The following is a 17,704-nucleotide window of genomic DNA, read 5'->3' as shown; positions in this document are numbered from 1 at the left end:
ACAAGCGAAAGGAATTCCATGGCTCTGCGGTTCGGCGCCGACGTATCCACGGCGGCCACCGACTACGGCACCGTCCTCCTCGACCAACGCACCGGCCAGTACTGGGAGTTGAACCCCACAGCAACGCTCGTGATCGAGACGCTCATGGCAGGCGGTGACGAGGAGGCCGCCACCACCGCGCTCATGCGCGAGTACGACGTTCCCCAGAGCCAGGCGCGCAACGACGTCAACACCCTGGTTCAGGACCTGCGCGCGAGCGGACTGGCGACGTGACCACGCCGAGCGCCATCGAGCGAGCCCACGACGTCCCCTTCGGACACCGCCTGGCGGCCAGAGCCGTCTTCCTGCCCGCCGTCGCCCTGTCCCTGCTGCCGCCCCGGCACCTGCGCAGGTTCCTGGAACTGCTGCGCCGGGGCGCCGCACCCGCCGATGAGGAACGGGCCAAGCGGGCTCGTGACGCGATGTGCGCGGTGAGCCTGCGCTGCGCCGGCCCCAAAGGCTGCCTGCCCCGCTCGCTCGGCGCCGCCCTGGTGTGCCGCCTCGGTGGCACGTGGCCGACCTGGTGCACCGGCGTCCGTGTCGTTCCCCCCTTCACCGCCCACGCCTGGATCGAAGTGGCGGGCCATCCGGTCGACGAAGGGGTGTCCGACGCGTACTTCGCCCGCCTGATCGCCGTAGAGCCCCTGTCCGGGAGCAGGCGCCAGTGACGGCCCGCCACAAGCGCGGCCCGGGAGAGAGCGGTACGGCCCGCTCCTCGGTGGCCGCGGTGTACGGCCTCACCGCCGGGCACCGGACCGCCATCGCCGCGGCCACCGCGTTCACCCTCGTGGCGTCGGGGCTCGGACTGGCTCAGCCGCTCGTCGCGAAAGAGGTGGTGGACGCCAGCACCGGAGGCGGACCGGTGGGCCTGTCCCTGCTTCTGCTGGGCGCGTTGTTCACCGCCGAGGCCGGTACCGGAGCCCTCGGCCGTTACCTGCTGGAGCGCACCGGCGAAGGCGTGGTGCGGCAACTGCGCCACGGCCTGGTGAACCGGCTGCTACGGCTGGAGATGCGGGAGTACGGCCGTCACCGCGGCGGAGACCTGACAGCCCGCGTGACCGCCGACACCACACTCCTGAGGGAAGTCGTCTCCCAGGCCCTCGTGGACCTGGTCACCGGTGCCCTGGCGGCAGCGGGCGCGCTTGTCCTGATGGCATGGCTCGACCCGCTGCTCCTACTGGTCGTCACCGTGACGGTCGCGGCAGCCGCGGCCGTGGTCACTTCGCTGCTGGCCCGCATCCGAGCCGCCTCCGAAACCATGCAGGGCGCCGTCGGCGCCATCTCCGCCGACCTCGAACGCGCCCTCGGCGCCCTGGCGATGGTCAGAGTGCACCGCGCGGAGGACCGCGAGGCCGCCCGCATCGGCGCGCGTGTCGACGAGGCCCGCGACGCGGGGGTGCGCACCGCCAAGTACGCGGCGGTCATGAGCTCCGCCGTCGAACTCGCCGTACAGGGCTCCTTCCTGCTGGTCCTGGTCATCGGCGGGCTGCGCGTGGGCAGCGGCGGCGACAGGTCCCTCGGCGACCTCGTCGCCTTCCTCCTGTACGCCTCCTACCTGGTCCTGCCGCTGTCCTCCGTCTTCCGCGCGATCGGCCTCATCCAGCGCGGCGCGGGCGCACAGCAACGCGTCGAGGAGGCGCTGGCACTGCCGGTCGAACCCACCACCGCCGAGCCGGCACCCCCGTCCCCGCGCACCGTCTCCGCGGACGCGCCGGCCCTGCTCCTGTCCGACGTTCACTTCTCCTACCGGCCCGGACACCCGGTCCTGAACGGCGTGAGTCTCAGCGTGCCCCACCGCAGCCAGGTGGCCCTGGTCGGGCCGTCCGGCGCGGGCAAGAGCACGATCTTCGCCCTGATCGCCCGCTTCTACGAACCCGACTCCGGAACCCTGCACTTCGAAGGCAGGCCGGCCACCTCGCTCACCCGCCCCACCTGCCGGGAACGCATCGCCGTCGTCGACCAGAACAATTCCGTCGTCCACGGCACACTCCGCGACAACATCACCTACGGCGTCCCCGACGCGACGGACGCGGACGTGGACCGCGTGGTCCGGCTGACCCGCCTGGAGACCGTCGTCGAGCGACTTCCCGGAGGTCTGCACGGCACGGTCGGCGAGCACGGAGCGAACCTGTCGGGCGGCGAACGCCAACGCGTCGCCCTGGCCCGCGCCCTGCTCACCCGCCCGCGATTGCTCCTCCTCGACGAACCGACCTCCCACCTGGACGCCGCCAACGAGACCGCTCTCACCGCGGCCCTCAAGGAGATCAGCCGGACCTGCGCCGTCCTGGTCATCGCCCACCGGCTCTCCACCGTCCAGCACTCCGACCACATCAACGTCCTCGACCACGGCCGCGTCATCGCATCCGGCCGACACGAGGAACTCCTCGCCATCAGCACCGCCTACCGGACCCTGGCCAAGGGACAGACACTGCGCACCACAGCGGCCTCCGAGAACGCCTTGCCGACCGGCGCTCATTCGACTCAGTGAACGAGGCGTAGCTGTCAGGCGGCAGGATTCCCGGTTGGGTGCACGCCGGGTGCTCGGCGCCCCCGAGAAGGACAATGGGAGAAGCAGTGTCCCGGCGCTGAAGGCGGTGGGGAGCATGGAGCTGCCCGTGATCGTGGGTGTCGACGGCTCGGAGGCCGGCCTCGATGCCGTGGACTGGGCCGCGGACGCGGCGGTACGCCACGGGCTGCCCTTGCGGATCGTCCACGCCTCGCTGTGGGAGCGGTACGAGGGGGATGCCCTGGCGGAGACCCCGGGGGCCGCCCCGGACGTGGTGACGGAACACGATCTCGCCGAGGGCGTCGTGGCGCTGGCTGACCAGCGTGCCCGGCAGCGCGCGCCGAACCTGGAGATCACCACCAGCGTGCTCCCGGAGGACCCCGTCTCGGCGCTGCTGCGCGAGGCGAGCCTCGCCAGTACCGTCGTGACCGGGGTACGGGGCAGGGGCCCGATCAGGGAACTCCTGCTGGGCTCGGTCGGTCTCTCCCTCGCGGCCCGCGCCCCCTGCCCGGTAGTCGTCGTGCGCGGCAGGGCGGAGAACAGACGAACGGCCAACGCTCGCATCGTCCTGGGCGTAGGCGACACCACGGCCGCCGCCGCGGTCCGGTACGCCTTCCGGGAGGCCGAGGCGCGTGAGTGCGAAGTCGAGGCCGTACGGGCCTGGCGGCGCCCGGCGCACCGGACGGCACCGCATCCGCTGCTGACCGGTGAGCCTGCCCACGCCGAGGAGGACCGTGCCTCGGAGCTCCTCGGCCAGGCGCTGGACAGCATCGCCGAGGACCACAGCGGCGTGCGCCTGCACCGATCCCTGGTCGAGGGCTCGGCACGCCATGCCCTGGTGACCCGGTCCTCCGCCGCCGACCTCCTGATCATCGGGGCCCATCGACGCCACGGCCACCTCGGACCCCAGCTCGGCCTCGTGGGCCACACGGTGCTGCACCACGCCGAGTGCCCGGTGGCGGTGGTACCGCGGCAGGAGTGACAGCGGCTGGCGTCGGGTCTCGGTGCCCGCGGGATCAGGAACCGTCGGCCCACCGGGCGTAGCTGCGTTGGTCGGGCAGGGCGATGAGTGACAGGTCCATCCCGTCACGCTGCTCGCCGGGCTGAAGCAGCGGCTCGATCACGTACCGGGTGGGCCAGCCCGGCCGGCGTTCGATCGCGAGCAGCCGGCCGACACTGTCCGGGTCGAAGTCGCCGGAGGTGAACGGCGCGAACTCCATGACCAGGTCACCGGGTTGGGGGTGATCCATGCGGTCGCGCAGCTGCGCCACGACCGGGGCCGGGCTGCCGAGGTGGCTCGCTGCCCATAAGGCCCGTCCCACCTGGGCGATGTGTTCCACCAACTCCTCGGCGGTTGGCTTGTCCGGCGACGACGTGCTCACGCCCCTCCTCCCTGTACGTGTGCCCGACGACGTGAGCAGCCGGGCCGGGTGGACCAGCCGGTGGGGGAGGGCGGCGGGGCGCTCGCAGCCTACACAGCGCGTGCTCGGTCGTGTGCGTGGCGTCCATTGTTCGTGATCTTCCCGCAACCCTGCGAGGGTGCGACCTTCGAAGCCGTCCGGTGGCGCCACCCCCACGATGCGGCGCCACCGCCGCGCGGCGTCCTCCGTGACTCAGAGAGCGCCCTGAGCCCAGGGCCCGGTGATCGCGAAGGTGATGCCCGGGGTCTGGATGTTCACGAACAGCCAGTTCCCGCTCTTGGGTTCGAACACCGAGCCGGCCCACTCCGAGCCCCGGTGGTCGGCCGCCGGGACGCTCTTGCCCGCCGTACCGCCGCGCAGGTCGACGCTGTTGGCGGCGAGCCGGAAGATCTCGCCCTCGGTGGTCAGGCCGTGGACGTACTCGGTGCCGCCGCCGTCCTCGCACAGCACGAGGGCGCCGCTGGGGCTGACGCACATGTTGTCCGGCGCGTTGAGGACATCGGCGCCGGGCGAGGCGAACAGGACGCGGAACTCGTCGGCGGCCGGGTCGAGTTCGAAGACCTGGCCCTGGCGGGCGGGACCGCCGTCGGTCGTGATCACATAGACGCGGCCGTTGCCGTACCAGGCACCCTCGAGACGGCTGAAGACCGCGGCACCGTTCGCCTGAGCCTGAATCCGCACGGTGTCCGCAGCCGGGTCGACGTCCTCCACGGGCACCCAGGAAACAGCGCCGTACGCCTTTTCGCCGTCGAGGCGGGTGTCGTACGTCGTGGCGCCGATGCGCAGGGCCTCAAGACGGCCGCCCTTGGACAGATCACCCGGGACCGCCGGGACGAACCGGTACAGCGAGGCGTCGCCGCGGTCCTCGGTCTCGTACACATAGCCGGTCGCCGGGTCGACGGCGATGGCCTCGTGGTTGAACCGGCCCATAGCCGTGTACGGCTCCGGGTCGCCCTTGCCCTCCGAGGCCACCTCGAAGATGTAGCCGTGCCGCTTGCCCGCCGTCGTGGAGAAGGTCTCCTCGCAGGTGAGCCAGGTGTTCCACGGGGTGGGACCGCCGGCACAGTTGCGGATGGTGCCGCCGAGGCTGCCGTACGACTCCAGCCACTGACCGGCGTCGGGATCGAAGACGAGCGTGGTCGTGCCGCCCCCGGCCTCCGAGTTGTACGCCGGGGCGGTGAACGCGGGCCCGGCGCCCCGCTCGTGATTGCGGACGAGGTGCACCTTGTCGCCGTAGCGGAAGGCCGCCATGCCGTCGTGCGAACCCGGGGTGCGCACGCCGTCGTCCATGAGGTCGTTCGTCCACCCGTAGGAGACGTACTCGAACCCCCGCGGCAGATGCAGTAGTTCAAGCCCGGTTGCCTGGTCCTTCACGGGCCGCAGCGGCCCGTACCCGGCATCGAACTCGAACTTCACCGGCGCGGCGGCAGCCGTCCGCTCCGCGAGTGCCTGAAAGGGGACGGACGCGGCCGCGACCACCGCCGCCCCACGCAGAATTGTGCGTCGCTCAACACCACGACCGGTCGAAGATTCGGCGGACATGCCTGACATGGAGGTCCTCTCGCCACAACGAACCGGGGGGCGGCGGCAGTCACCCTAGAAGCGAACCGCCGGTCCGATTCCTAACGGGAAGTGACCTTTGGGAGAAGCTCTTTCGGGGTGCCGGGATTCATCGGCAAGAGCTCCCGATCCGCTGCCGGGCCTCCGGACGTCGGGGGAGGAGTGGCGGGGCCCACTTCCCGCCATCCACCTTGTACAGCGCACCGGCCGGGCTGGGTGTCACTCCCTCCCTGACGCTGTGTCCGTGCGTCGGTTTCGGGCACACCCACGGCTTCGCCTGTGGCTAAACTCGCCGCCCATGCAACAGCTCGGCCGGAAGACAAACCCACAGATACCGCACCGCCCTTCATCGGGTGCTGGAAGCTTCGACACCCCCGTGAAGAGCGCGTGGAGCCCGACCGCGCTCGTCGCCGTCCGCGCCGCCGGACCGACTCCCTCCGGCAGATCGCGCGGCCACCGGCACGCGCCCGGCTCGCCGGCCCGCACTCCGCTGCGAGCCCCCGTCACCGCCGCCGACTCCCGTCGGAACAGCCCGGATGGAGTTGTGATTAACGTCACCCGGGGGAGTGTGGTTTGAGCCGCTCGGCCCGACGCCGGCACGCGCGTTCCCGCGAGCCCCGCGGTCACTGGAGGCTGCTGGTCCTGACCCTGCCCGTCGTCATCGTCGCCCTGCTCTTCGAGGGCTGGACCGCCCACGAGGTGGACGCCGCCAAGTCGCGGATCCCCTGCACCGAACCTGTGCCCGAGGCCGTGGACAAGAGCGGGCCCGTCCTGCGCCGCATCGGAGGAGACCACGACGTCACCTCCTCGGCCATGCCGGCCGGTACCGTCGCGCTCACCTTCGACGGCGGCCCCGACCCGGTGTGGACCCCGCGCATCCTCGACCTGCTGCGCCGGCACCACGCACACGCGACCTTCTTCGTGCTCGGGGCCCAGGCGGCCCGGCACCCGGAGCTGATCCGGCGGATCCTCGCCGAGGGCCACGAAATCGGCTCCCACACCTACACGGGGGCCGACCTCGGCTCCTCGTCGCGGGTGCGCACCGCGATGGAGTTGACGCTCACCCAGAAGACCCTCGCCGGTTCGGCGGGCATCCGCACCAGCCTGCTGCGGATGCCGATGACGACTGAGGTGGACACCCTGTGCGGTGCCGAGTGGACGGCGGCCCGGCACGCCGCCGCGGACGGCTATGTGCTGGTCGCCGCGGACCGGCCCGACCGGGATCCGGCCCACGGCATGGTCCGCCAGTTCAGCCAGACGGACCTGGCGTACCGGGAGGCGAAGGACCTGCTCGGCAACCCGCACGCCAAGCGGTTCACCACGGTCACGGCCGCGCTCGGCATGCCCTCGGCCGACACACAGGTCTCGACGGCCGAACGGTGGCAGGGCAGGGCGTTGAACTGGACCACGACGGCCGGGCACACGTTCACGCACACCATGAACTGGGTGATGCTCGCCCTGGGTGTGCTGGGCGTGCTGCGCCTGCTGATGCTGACCGTCTTCGCCCGCGCCCACGTCCGGCGTCTGACCCGTTTCCGCCCCGGCTCGCCCTGGCTGAGGGAGGTACAGGCACCCGTGACCGTGCTCGTGCCGGCGTACAACGAAGAGGCCGGCATCGAGTCCACGATCCATTCCCTGCTCGCGTCCACGCACCCCTACCTTGAGATCGTCGTGATCGACGACGGCTCGACGGACGGCACGGCCGACCTCGCGACCTGGATCGACGACCCACGAGTGCGGGTGATCCGGCAGCCCAACGCGGGCAAGGCGGCCGCGCTCAACACCGGTCTGGCGCATGCCTCGTACGACATCGTGGTGATGGTCGACGCCGACACCGTCTTCGAACCCGACGCCCTGTATCGGCTCATCCAGCCGCTCGCGCACCCGGCCGTCGGCGCGGTGAGCGGCAACACCAAGGTCGGCAACCGGCGCGGCCTGCTCGGCCGATGGCAGCATCTGGAGTACGTCTTCGGCTTCAACCTGGACCGGCGGATGTTCGAGGTGCTGGAGTGCATGCCGACGGTGCCGGGAGCCATCGGCGCCTTCCGCCGGGACGCGCTGCTGGGCGTCGGCGGGGTCAGCGAGGACACGCTCGCCGAGGACACCGACCTCACGATGGCCCTGTGGCGGGCGGGCTGGCGCGTGGTCTACGAGGAATCGGCCATCGCCTGGACCGAAGTTCCCACGTCGCTACGGCAGTTGTGGCGGCAGCGCTACCGCTGGTGCTACGGCACGCTCCAGGCGATGTGGAAGCACCGCGGGGCCGTCCTGGAAGTGGGCTCCGCCGGACGCTTCGCGCGCCGCGGGCTGTCGTACCTGGCGATCTTCCAGGTGGTCCTGCCGCTGATCGCCCCGGTTGTCGACCTGTTCCTGCTCTACGGTGTGCTCTTCAGCGATCTCCGGCAGTCGCTGGGAATCTGGCTCACCTTCCTCGTCCTCCAACTGCTCTGCGCCGGTTACGCGTTGAGGCTCGACGGGGAAAGGCTGCGGACCCTGTGGTCGATGCCGTTCCAGCTCTTCGTCTACCGGCAGCTGATGTATCTGGTCGTCATCCAGTCCGTGTTCGCCCTGCTGGTCGGCACGCGGCTGAAGTGGCACCGCATGCAGCGTGCGGGTACCGCCGCCACGGAACAGCTGAGACAGCCGGTCACCGCACGGGAGTTGTCGTCGAACTGATCAGGGGGTGGAACCCATGAGTGACTGGAGCGGGCGGACACCGGCGCCCCGGGTGATCCAAGGGCAGGTCGTCGCGCAGACGGAAGAGACACGGCCGTACCAGGAACCGCGTCCGCACGAGGAGCTGCCGGGCGGCGGCACCTCTCGCGGGACGCGGCCCCCCTGGGTACGGCCCAGCCGGCGGCGCCGCATCGCACGGCTGTCGGCATTGCTGCTCTGCGCGCTGCTCCTGACCGGAGGCGGCACGTATGCCTGGGCCGACCTCGAACTCGACCGGTCGGTCGACCTCGGTTCGGTCCCGGGACGTCCCTCGCAGGGGAAGGGGAGCACCTACCTCATCGTCGGTTCCGACAGCCGTGACGGCCTGTCCGAGCAGGCCAAGCAGGACCTGCACGCCGGTGGGGGCGGTGGCGGCCGTACCGACGCGATGATGCTGCTGCACACCGGCGCCCACGGCACCACGTTGGTGAGCCTGCCCCGCGACTCGTGGGTGACCCTCCCGTCCTACGTCGACCCCGACACCGGCAAGCGGCACCATCGGGCGCGGAACAAGCTGAACGCCGCCTACTCGCTGGGCGGCGCCCGCCTCCTCGTGCGGACCGTCGAGCTCAACACGAGCCTCCGCGTCGACCACTACGCGGAGATCGGCTTCGGCGGCTTCGTCGGAGTCGTCGACGCGGTCGGCGGGGTGGACATGTGCCTGGACCGGAACATCAAGGACGAGAAGTCGGGTCTTGACCTGACGCGGGGCTGCCACACCCTGGACGGCGCGCAGGCGCTCGCGTTCGTGCGCCAGCGGCATCAGGAGGCCGAGGGTGACCTGGGGCGCAGCAAGAACCAGCAGAAGTTCCTCGCCGCGCTCGCCCACAAGGCGGCCACACCGGGCACAGCGCTCAACCCGTTCCGGTCCTATCCCTTGCTGGGCGCGGCACTGGACACCCTCGTGGTGGACAAGGACATGCAACTGTCCACCCTCGTCTCGCTGTTCCAGGCGATGCGGGGTGTGTCCTCCGGAGCAGGCGAACAGATCAGCGTTCCCTTGGCGGGTCCGGGAATCAGCACCTCGAAGGGCAGCGCCGTGAAGTGGGACCCGGCCAAGGCACAGCGGCTGTTCACCGAGTTGAGGAACGACCGGCCGGTGAGTGTCGAGGAGGAGAACCGACGGGCAGGCGGATGAGCCGTCCCTGTACGGAGCCGCCCCGAGCCAGGTACCGTCCAGGCCCGTCGGCCGATGAGCAGTGACGCGCCGATTTTCTGTTATGCCACCCCCGGCCGGAGGTCTCCCCTTGTACCGGGCGAAAGAATGCGTGGACCGGAGAGGGATGTGAGTCAGGCATGGCAGCAAGGGGAGAGCACGAGTACGCCGTGGTCGAGGCGGCGCAGCGGGGTGCCCTGTGGGCGCAGGACGAGCTGGTCGGCGCGTATCTGCCGCTGGTGTACAACATCGTGGGCCGGGCGCTGAACGGGCACGCCGACGTGGATGACGTCGTGCAGGAGACCATGCTCCGCGCACTGCGTGGCCTCGGTTCGCTGCATGACGCGGGCAGCTTCCGGTCCTGGCTGGTGGCGATCACGATGAACCAGATCCGCACCTACCAGTACCGGCAGCAGGTGGCACCGGCGGGCTCGGAGCTCCAGGACGCCTACGACGTGGCCGACCCCGGTGCGGACTTCGTGGACCTGACGATCGTGCGGCTCGGTCTGGAGGGCCAGCGGCGTGAGGTGGCGGAGGCCACGCGCTGGCTGGACGGCGACGACCGGGTGCTGCTGTCGCTGTGGTGGCTGGAGGCCGTCGGCGAGCTGAGCCGGGCCGAGGTGTCCGCGGCGCTGGAGGTGTCGCCGCAGCACACGGCCGTGCGGGTGCAGCGGATGAAGGCCCAGTTGGAGACGGCCCGCCTGGTGGTACGTGCGCTGTCCGCGACGCCGTTGTGCGATCGCCTCGACCAGCTGATCGGGAACTGGGACCGCCGCCCGTCGCCGCTGTGGCGCAAGCGCATCGCCCGGCACGCACGGGACTGTGTGCGGTGCTCGGGCCACCAGGCCGACCTGTTCCCGGCCGAGGGGCTGTTGGTGGGCCTGGGCCTGGTGCCCGTGGCTGCCGCGCTGACCGGCCTGGCCGGGCTGACGGCCTTCGCGGGTACGGAAACCGCGGCCGCAACCACCGCGTTCGGGGTGCCCCCGGTCCACGGTCATTCCGCTGCCCCGGAGCCCGACCATGCTCACGGCCACCCGGAATTCGGTACGCCGTCCGGATCTGCGGGGGAGCCCACGGCCGTGCTCGCGTCAATGCGCGCCGCACGCGCTGGGGGCCGTCGGCACGGGCATCGCAAACCGGGGCGAATATCCCAGCGCGGCCGCATCACCGGCGTAGCCGCCGCGGTCGCCGTACTGATCACGGGTGGCACCGTCGCGACCTTGAGCGTGCAGTCGGACGGGGAGGGCGACACGGTCCGGTCCGCCGCCGACACGCAGGGCGAGGCGCCGACCCAGGACTCCTCCTCCGCGCCGGCCGCCTCCTCGGCGTCTCCGTCCCCGTCGGCCAGCAAGTCACCCTCCGCCAAGCCGCGCGCCAAGTCCCCGAAGCCCGAGCCGACACCGTCGCGCACGAAGCAGGCGGCGGAGCCGACGACGCCCGCGCCCCGCCCGTCCACGACCCCCGCCGCCGCCCCCGCCGACACCTCGGCTGCCGCGCAGGTCCTGGCCCTCGTCAACACGGAGCGCCAGAAGGCCGGTTGCCAGCCCGTGACCCTCGACGCCCGGCTCGCCCGGGCCGCTCAACTGCACAGCGAGGACATGTCGAAGAACCAGTACTTCGACCACACCAGCCAGGACGGCCGCACCTTCGCCGACCGGGCCGCCGCCCAGGGGCACCCGTCGCCCGGCGCCGAGAACATCGCGCAGGGGCAGAGCACCCCGGAGGCCGTGATGGAGTCGTGGATGAACTCCCAGGGTCACCGGGAGAACATCCTCAACTGCGACCTGACCACCATGGGCGTGGGCGTTGTCGAGGACGACTGGACCTGGACCCAGGTGTTCGGCTTCTAGTCGCCCGGTCAGGCCGTGACGGCTGTGCGCGTCGGCTCGGTTTCGCCGTCGCCCGACGCCGCCGTCGGCTTGTCGACGGCCGGCTTGTCCACGGTCGGGGACGAGGCCCTGCCGCGGATCGCCAGGCCCACCATGGCCACGCCGATGACCAGCGCGAACGCCATCCCGGCGAGGGCGAAGCTCAGCGTGTACTGGCTCTCGGCGGGGAGTGCGGGAACCCCGGCGGGCAGGTTGTCGAGCGTCTGGGAGGCGAGCAGCGAGGTGATCACGGCGCTGCCGATCGCGCTGCCGGTGGAGCGGGAGATGGAGTTGATGCCGTTGGCGATGCCGGTCTGGTGGTGGGGGACGCCCGCCACGATCAGCGCGGGCATCGCGGCGTAGCCGAAGCTGATGGCGATGCCGACGACCATGCCGGCCAGGATCACCGACGCCGTGGTGCCGTGGGCGAAGGTCAGCCAGGCGAAACCGACGACACCGAAGACGCCACCGACGGCGAGGGTGAGACGCGCGCCGATGCGGCGCACCAGCACGCCGCCGAACTGGGCGGCGACGAGTGAGACGAGAGCGGAAGGCAGCAGGTAGACGACGGAGGCGCGCAGGACGGAGGCGCCGAAGCCGTAGCCGGCGATCTCCTCCGGCGTCTGGACGAGATACGAGACGCCGATGAACTGGGAGAACATGGCGAACCCGACCAGCAGCCCGGCGAGGTTGGTGAACAGCACCGGCCGGTGCACGAACATCTTCATGTCGACCAGGGGGTCGCTGACCCGTCGTTCGACGAGGACCCAGACGACGGTCGTGACGACGGCACCGGCGAACAGGGCGAGCGTGCGGGCCGAGGTCCAGCCCCAGGTGTGACCCTGCGAGATGGGCAGCAGGAACAGGACGAGCAGCAGGGCGAGACCGGTGGCGCCGAGCCAGTCGGTGCGCCCGCCGGTCCGGGTGCGGGGCGCGGGGACGGCGACCGCGACCGCGATGAGCGCGGCGGTGGCGAGCGCGGCGGCCAGCCAGAAGACCTGGTGGTAGTCGGGGTCCCCGCCCTGGGTGAGCAGTCCGGCGCTCACCAGGGCGAGGCCGCTGCCGAACCCGAGCGTGCCGCTGACCAGGGCCATGGCGCCGGGCAGTCGCACGGGCTCGATCTCCGCGCGCAGTACGGACAGCGCGAGCGGGAAGATCGCGGTGGCGGCACCCTGCATCACGCGGGCCACGATGAGCCACAGCATGGAACTCGTGGTCGCGGCGAGCACGGATCCGGCGACCATCACCACCAGTACACCGAGCAGGGTCGGCTTGGTGCCGTGCTGGTCGCCGAAGCGGCCCAGCAGCGGGGTGAAGACCGCGGCCGACAGCAGTGTGGCGGTGGTGACCCAGCTGACCTGGGCAGTCGTGGCGCCGAGGTCGTTCTGGATGATGCCGAGGATCGGGATGACCAGGGTCTGCATCATCGACACGACCATGGCGGCGAGTCCCAGCACCAGGACGAGACTGAGGCTGCCGGTGCGGCGCTTGGGCGCGGTGGCAAGGGAGGACTTCACGGTCTTCTTTCCGGTGGAAGGGTGCCCGAAGGATGGCTGCATCGAAGATCGAGGTACCAAACCGTCGAGGTACCAAATCATTGAAGTGCTCGATGCTTGATGACATCAAACAATGAGCTCCTGGCGGATGTCAAAGTTTGAGGTACTCAAGCTTTCGCGCTACCCTCGACGCATGCCGTCCACCCCGTCCAAGGCGCAGCTCATGGAGTTGCTCGCACACTCGGTCAGTACGCACTACGCCGACTTCACGGCCGCCGCCGCCGACATGAGCCTCACCTCCAGCCAGGCGAAGACCCTCTCGGTGCTGCGCCGCGCGCCCGCCTCCATGCGCTCGCTGGCGGTCACCCTGTCCTGCGACGCGTCGAACATGACCGGCATCATCGACCGGCTCGAGAAGCGTGACCTGGTCCACCGCGAGGTCAGCGCCACCGACCGCCGCGTGAAGAACGTCGCCCTGACCGAGGCGGGCGAGAAGGCGATCGACACGATCCGCGAGCGGATGGAACGGACGCAGACGGGCCTGGACCAGCTGTCCGACGACGAACGCGCCGAACTCTTCCGCCTGCTGACGGTCGTCTTCCCGCACTGAGACCGGCGGACATGACGAACGAGCCCCGCCCTCTCAAGGTGAAGAGGGGCTGGGCTCGTACGTGTCTGTTGTGGAACCGGAAATCTCAGCCCGTCGGCGCGCTGATCTCCCGCTTGAGGATCTTGCCGCTGGGGCCGGTCGGCAGGGCGTCCACGAGCCAGACCTCGCGCGGGTACTTGTACGCCGCCACCCGGTCCTTCACGAACTGCCGGAGCTCGTCGGGCGTGGCCTGCGCCTTCGGGCGCAGCACCACCGCGGCCGCGATCTCCTCGCCCAGGTGGGCGTCGGCCACGCCCACCACCGCGGCCAGCGCGACGGCCGGGTGCTCGTGCAGGACCTCCTCGATCTCGCGCGGGTAGACGTTGTACCCACCGCGGATGATCATGTCCTTCTTGCGGTCGACGATGTACAGGTAGCCGTCCTCGTCCTGGCGGGCGAGGTCACCGCTGCGCAGCCAGCCGTCCGGGATGGTGGCCGCGGTCTCCTCGGGGCGGTTCCAGTACCCCTTCATCACGTTCGGCCCACGGACGGCCAGCTCGCCGATCTCGCCGGGCGCCACGTCCTGGCCCTTGTCGTCGAGGAGCCGCACCTCGACGTCCTTGATCGGGGTGCCGATGGACCCGGCCTTGCGCGGCCGGTCGGGGTGGTTGAAGGTGACCACCGGGCTGGTCTCGGACATGCCGAAGCCCTCCAGCACCACACAGCCGAAGCGGCGCTCGAAGCCGTGCAGGACCTCCACCGGCAGCGAGGCACCGCCGGAGACGCACATCCGCAGCGTGGACACATCGGCCTCGGACGGGTGCTGGAGCAGCGCCGCGTACATGGTCGGCACGCCCTCGAAGATCGTCGCCCGGTCGCGGGCGATGGCGTCCAGCACCGCCTGCGGGTCGAAGCGGGGGATCAGGATGAGCGTGGCGCCGGCGCACAGGGTCACGCTCATCGTGCAGATCTGGCCGAAGATGTGGAACAGCGGCAGACAGCCCACGACCACGTCGTCCGCCGTCATCCGCTGCACATGGGCCTTGTTGACCTCGGTGTTGTGCCGCAGCCCGGAGTGGGTCAGCGTGGCGCCCTTGGGGCGGCCGGTGGTGCCGGAGGTGTACAGCAGTACGGCCACGTCGTCGCCGTCCGGCTCGCTCACCTCCGCCAGCGGTTCATGACCGGCCAGCAGCTCCGTGAGGGCGGCGGGCTCCACGGCCACATGCCGCACGTCGGCGGCGGCCGCGCCCTGCGCGCCCTCGCCCGGCGCCTGGTGCCACTCGAAGAGCAACTTCGCGCCCGCGTCACGCAGGTGATACTCGCTCTCCCGGGTCTTCAGCAGCGGGTTCATCGGGACGACGACCGCTCCGGCGCGCAGGATGCCGTAGTACAGGGCGACGAACTCGGGAACGTTGGGCAGCATCAGCGCGACCCGGTCTCCCGGCCGTACGCCCTCGGCCCGCAGCAGCGCGGCGGCGCGGGCGCTGCGCTCGTCGAGCTCCGCGTAGCTGGTGACCTGGTCGCCCAGGCGCAGTGCGGGCCGGTCCGGCTGCCGTTGTGCCGTCTCCACCAGGAACTGAGCCAGATTGGCCATGACCGCCTCCACGAACGTCACCGTCGAAATCCGCTGTTCACGCTGACGACATCGTGCAGATGTCGGTGGCGACGACCTATGTGCGGTGCGACAGCGTCTGCGCCCGTGGATTGTTCCTGAGAACAAAACATGTGGGTTACGCTGCGGAAATGAACCTCTCAGGGGTGTTCTCGGCACTTCATGCGCGGCTGCCGGAACTGGGCGAGCGGATGGCGCAACGCATCCGCTCCGACGTCGACGCATACAAGGAGGAGTCGGTGATCCCCTTCGACTCGCTGCGCCGCTCGTGCACCGCCAACGCCGATCTGCTCCTGAACCAGCTCGGCCATGCGGACGCCGAGGCCCCCGGCCCTGCCCGGGACACCGGCCGCCTCCGCGCCGAGCAGGGCGTGCCGCTGGCGGACACCCTGCACGCGTACCGGATCGGCTTCGAGCTCCTGTGGACGGACATCCTCGCCGAGGCACGCACGCATCCCGAGGTCACCGACGCCCAACTGGTGTCCCAGTCCGCGGAGATCTGGGCCCTGTTCGGCCGCTACGCGGAGGCGGTGGCCGCGGCCTACCGGGAGACCACCGCCGAACTGACCTCGCGGCGCCAGGCACGCCGCTCGGCACTGGTGGAGGCCCTGTTCACCGGCGTCATCGCCGACCGCACACTGTGGGAGGCCGCCCGCGAGCTGGGGCTGCCCGACCGCGGGCCCTACGTGGTGACCGCGGCGGCAGCCGACGCCCCCGGCGAGGAACCGCTGGCGGGCACGGAGGCGGCCCTGCGCCAGGCCCAGATCCCCTTCGCCTGGCGGCTGCTGCCCGACCAGCAGATCGGCCTGGCCGCCCTCCCGACGGCGGCAGCGGAGAACACCTGCCTGCGCATCCTGCGCCAGGCGGGCGCCCGCGTGGGCGTCAGCCCGTGCTTCGACTCGCTGCGCGACACCCCCCAGGCCCTGCGGTTCGCCCGACTGGCGCTGGCCGGCCTGCGCGGCACCGGACCCGGTGTCGCGCGGTTCGACGACGACCCGCTGGCCATGGTCGTCGCCGCCGCCCCGGCCGAGGCGGCCCACCTCGTCGAGGTCGTCCTCCAGCCCGTGCTCGATCTCCCGGCCGCCGAGCGCGCGCGGCTCCTGGAGACCCTGGAGCACTGGTACACCGCCGCGGGCTCCGCCACCGACGCGGCGCGGAGTCTGTTCGTCCACCCCAACACCGTCCGCTACCGGCTGCGCCGCGTCGAGGAGCTGACGGACCGCTCGCTGTCCGATCCGCGAGCGGTGGCGGACATCGGGGCCGCCCTGCTCGCGGCTCGCCCGTCCTGAAGGGCTCAGACCGTGAACTTGACGGCTTCGAGCCAGCGCGTGTTCTCCAGTGTGCCGCCGAAGACGAAGTCGGGGCGCTGGTCGGCGCAGTCCTGGCCGCCCCAGTCGTAACCGCGGACCTTGGCGGTCTGGCAGATCCGGCCGCTGCCGATGTTGATGGCGAAGCCGGTCAGGTACGGGGCGCCCTGCTTCGTGCTGCCGATGTAGTTGTTCCTGCCGTCGGCCGTGATGGCGGTCCACTGCTCCACCCACTTGCCCTCGCCATTGGTCGACTCGGGGTCATGGCGGAAGGCGTTGGCGGCCGAGCCTCCGGTGCCGGTCACCGCGATGTTGATGGCCTTGATCGGCTTCTCCTGTCCCGTCGTACCGGCCAGCGTGCCGTCGCACACGGGCTTCTGCCACCCCGATCCGGAGAGGTGGACGCGGTAGCAGATGTGCCGTCCGGACCGGTCGCTCCTGGCCAGGCGGTTCACGGCGGTGGCGGCGGTGTCCTGCGGGGGCTTCGCGGTCACGGTGGTGCGCGGGGGCTCGGCGGTCACGGTGACGGTGACCCCGCCGCCACCGTCCTTGTCGCCCGGCTTTCCCTTCCGCGTGTTCTTCGGCTTGGGCTTCGGCTTGGTGGCGGAGGCGCTGGGCGACGGGCTCAGGCTGGGGGACACCGACACGGTCGGTGCCGGGTTTCCGGTCCCGGCCGAAGCGCTCGGGCTCGCCACGTCGTCGGCGCCGGCCGCCCGGGTGTCGTCCCCGCCGCCCGATCCACCGCTGCCCAGCATCACCAGCGGCACGATGATGAGGGTGGCCACGCCGAGCGCCACCGGCCCGACGACCAGCGGCCGGTGCAGCAGACCGGGCGCCTCGAACTCGTCGTCCGACTGGCGGGGCGCGTTGCGGCGGCCGATGCGGGGGCGCGGGTCGGGGGCCGCCGGGGCGGGGTCCGGGTCGGGGGCCGACGGGGGATTCGGGACGGGGCGAGGGGTGAGCGGAGGGCCTGCGAGCGGGGGCAGTTCCCGCGCCGTGCCGTCGAACTCGTCGACGGCCTCAGCGTCCTCGGCGTCGTCGGTGTCTTTGGCGGTGGTGAACTCGTCGACGTCACCGCCGACTTGAGGCCGCTCCCCGCGCTCCTCCAGCAGCCTGCTCGACCCGTCCGGCGCCACCTCGACGTAGGCCACGTAGTCCACCGACGGATCGGCGATGTCCGCCGTTACGGCGGCGCTGCGGTCGCGTGCGTGCCCGTGCAGGGTGTCGAGGATCGCCGCGTCGAGGGTCGTACCCTCCGCCACCGGCACGGGTTCGCCGTCGATGACGGCGGCGCCGTCACCGGAGATGACCACCTCGAAGTGCGCGCCCGTCTCTTCGCCCCGGTCCATGCCCGTTCCCTCCTGACGTCTCCGGCCGTACGGCCTGTGCCGGGTCCGCCTCGGCGGGCCCTCGTACCGCAACGGACGCCGAGGCC

14 protein-coding genes are annotated in these 17,704 nt (G+C 71.2%); 9 read left to right on the top strand and 5 right to left on the bottom strand.

Features of this window, described 5'->3' with window-relative positions:
* Positions 1–18: 18 nt before the first annotated feature.
* Genes BN159_RS06085 through BN159_RS06070 form a run of 4 tightly spaced genes read left to right on the top strand, consistent with a single transcriptional unit; the run spans position 19 to position 3,527 of the window.
* Positions 19–273: a lasso peptide biosynthesis PqqD family chaperone gene (locus tag BN159_RS06085; protein ID WP_015656042.1), complete on the top strand. Its 255-nt coding sequence runs from the start codon at positions 19–21 to the stop codon at positions 271–273.
* Complete coding sequence (locus tag BN159_RS06080) at positions 270–707, top strand: lasso peptide biosynthesis B2 protein (RefSeq protein ID WP_015656041.1); 438 nt, start codon at positions 270–272, stop codon at positions 705–707. Before BN159_RS06085 ends, BN159_RS06080 begins: the two co-directional genes overlap by 4 nt.
* A complete protein-coding gene (locus BN159_RS06075) occupies positions 704–2,527 on the top strand; it encodes an ABC transporter ATP-binding protein (RefSeq protein WP_015656040.1) in 1,824 nt (607 codons plus the stop codon). Before BN159_RS06080 ends, BN159_RS06075 begins: the two co-directional genes overlap by 4 nt.
* A gap of 34 nt (positions 2,528–2,561) precedes the next feature.
* Positions 2,562–3,527: a universal stress protein gene (locus BN159_RS06070; RefSeq protein ID WP_015656039.1), complete on the top strand. Its 966-nt coding sequence runs from the start codon at positions 2,562–2,564 to the stop codon at positions 3,525–3,527.
* A gap of 34 nt (positions 3,528–3,561) precedes the next feature.
* On the opposite strand, the gene BN159_RS06065 is transcribed toward BN159_RS06070, so the two are convergent.
* Together BN159_RS06065 and BN159_RS06060 are read right to left on the bottom strand one after the other, a co-directional pair.
* Entirely contained in the window at positions 3,562–3,927 is a 366-nt protein-coding gene (locus BN159_RS06065; protein ID WP_015656038.1) for a hypothetical protein, read from the bottom strand.
* A gap of 231 nt (positions 3,928–4,158) precedes the next feature.
* Positions 4,159–5,508, bottom strand: coding sequence for an alkaline phosphatase PhoX (locus tag BN159_RS06060; protein WP_231905578.1), 1,350 nt, complete (start codon positions 5,506–5,508; stop codon positions 4,159–4,161).
* 591 nt (positions 5,509–6,099) lie between these two features.
* Here BN159_RS06060 and BN159_RS06055 point away from each other — a divergent pair.
* From BN159_RS06055 to BN159_RS06045, 3 genes are all read left to right on the top strand, one after another.
* Complete coding sequence (locus BN159_RS06055) at positions 6,100–8,202, top strand: bifunctional polysaccharide deacetylase/glycosyltransferase family 2 protein (protein WP_015656036.1); 2,103 nt, start codon at positions 6,100–6,102, stop codon at positions 8,200–8,202.
* Positions 8,203–8,218: 16 nt separating this feature from the next.
* Complete coding sequence (locus tag BN159_RS06050) at positions 8,219–9,379, top strand: LCP family protein (protein WP_015656035.1); 1,161 nt, start codon at positions 8,219–8,221, stop codon at positions 9,377–9,379.
* A gap of 158 nt (positions 9,380–9,537) precedes the next feature.
* On the top strand, positions 9,538–11,247 hold the full coding sequence (locus BN159_RS06045) for a sigma-70 family RNA polymerase sigma factor (protein WP_015656034.1): 1,710 nt from the start codon (positions 9,538–9,540) through the stop codon (positions 11,245–11,247).
* Between the two features lie 8 nt (positions 11,248–11,255).
* Here BN159_RS06045 and BN159_RS06040 read toward each other — a convergent pair whose 3' ends face one another.
* Positions 11,256–12,863 carry an MFS transporter gene (locus tag BN159_RS06040; RefSeq protein WP_015656033.1) on the bottom strand — a complete coding sequence of 536 codons (1,608 nt, stop codon included), beginning with the start codon at positions 12,861–12,863 and terminating at the stop codon, positions 11,256–11,258.
* Between the two features lie 91 nt (positions 12,864–12,954).
* On the opposite strand from BN159_RS06040, the gene BN159_RS06035 reads away from it, so the two are divergent.
* Positions 12,955–13,371, top strand: a complete 417-nt coding sequence (locus tag BN159_RS06035) for a MarR family winged helix-turn-helix transcriptional regulator (protein WP_041818864.1) — start codon at positions 12,955–12,957, stop codon at positions 13,369–13,371.
* Between the two features lie 85 nt (positions 13,372–13,456).
* On the opposite strand, the gene BN159_RS06030 is transcribed toward BN159_RS06035, so the two are convergent.
* Positions 13,457–14,944: a long-chain-fatty-acid--CoA ligase gene (locus BN159_RS06030; protein WP_015656031.1), complete on the bottom strand. Its 1,488-nt coding sequence runs from the start codon at positions 14,942–14,944 to the stop codon at positions 13,457–13,459.
* Positions 14,945–15,108: 164 nt separating this feature from the next.
* Between BN159_RS06030 and BN159_RS06025 the strand changes: the two genes are divergently transcribed.
* Positions 15,109–16,251 carry a PucR family transcriptional regulator gene (locus BN159_RS06025; RefSeq protein WP_041818863.1) on the top strand — a complete coding sequence of 381 codons (1,143 nt, stop codon included), beginning with the start codon at positions 15,109–15,111 and terminating at the stop codon, positions 16,249–16,251.
* A gap of 5 nt (positions 16,252–16,256) precedes the next feature.
* Here BN159_RS06025 and BN159_RS46550 read toward each other — a convergent pair whose 3' ends face one another.
* A complete protein-coding gene (locus BN159_RS46550; RefSeq protein ID WP_015656029.1) occupies positions 16,257–17,618 on the bottom strand; it encodes a hypothetical protein in 1,362 nt (453 codons plus the stop codon).
* Positions 17,619–17,704 lie beyond the last annotated feature (86 nt).

The sequence above is a fragment of the Streptomyces davaonensis JCM 4913 genome, assembly GCF_000349325.1.
GTDB lineage: Bacteria > Actinomycetota > Actinomycetes > Streptomycetales > Streptomycetaceae > Streptomyces > Streptomyces davaonensis.
Note: the sequence above shows the minus strand (reverse complement) of the source record. Positions and strands in the feature narration are given on the sequence as shown.

Coding starts and splice junctions, on each gene's coding strand:
- BN159_RS06085 (WP_015656042.1), top strand. CDS start 19: ATGGCTCTGCGGTTCGGCGCCGACGTATCCACGGCGGCCACCGACTAC.
- BN159_RS06060 (WP_231905578.1), bottom strand. CDS start 5,508: ATGTCCGCCGAATCTTCGACCGGTCGTGGTGTTGAGCGACGCACAATT.
- BN159_RS06050 (WP_015656035.1), top strand. CDS start 8,219: ATGAGTGACTGGAGCGGGCGGACACCGGCGCCCCGGGTGATCCAAGGG.
- BN159_RS06045 (WP_015656034.1), top strand. CDS start 9,538: ATGGCAGCAAGGGGAGAGCACGAGTACGCCGTGGTCGAGGCGGCGCAG.
- BN159_RS06040 (WP_015656033.1), bottom strand. CDS start 12,863: ATGATTTGGTACCTCGACGGTTTGGTACCTCGATCTTCGATGCAGCCA.
- BN159_RS06035 (WP_041818864.1), top strand. CDS start 12,955: ATGCCGTCCACCCCGTCCAAGGCGCAGCTCATGGAGTTGCTCGCACAC.
- BN159_RS06030 (WP_015656031.1), bottom strand. CDS start 14,944: ATGGCCAATCTGGCTCAGTTCCTGGTGGAGACGGCACAACGGCAGCCG.
- BN159_RS46550 (WP_015656029.1), bottom strand. CDS start 17,618: ATGGACCGGGGCGAAGAGACGGGCGCGCACTTCGAGGTGGTCATCTCC.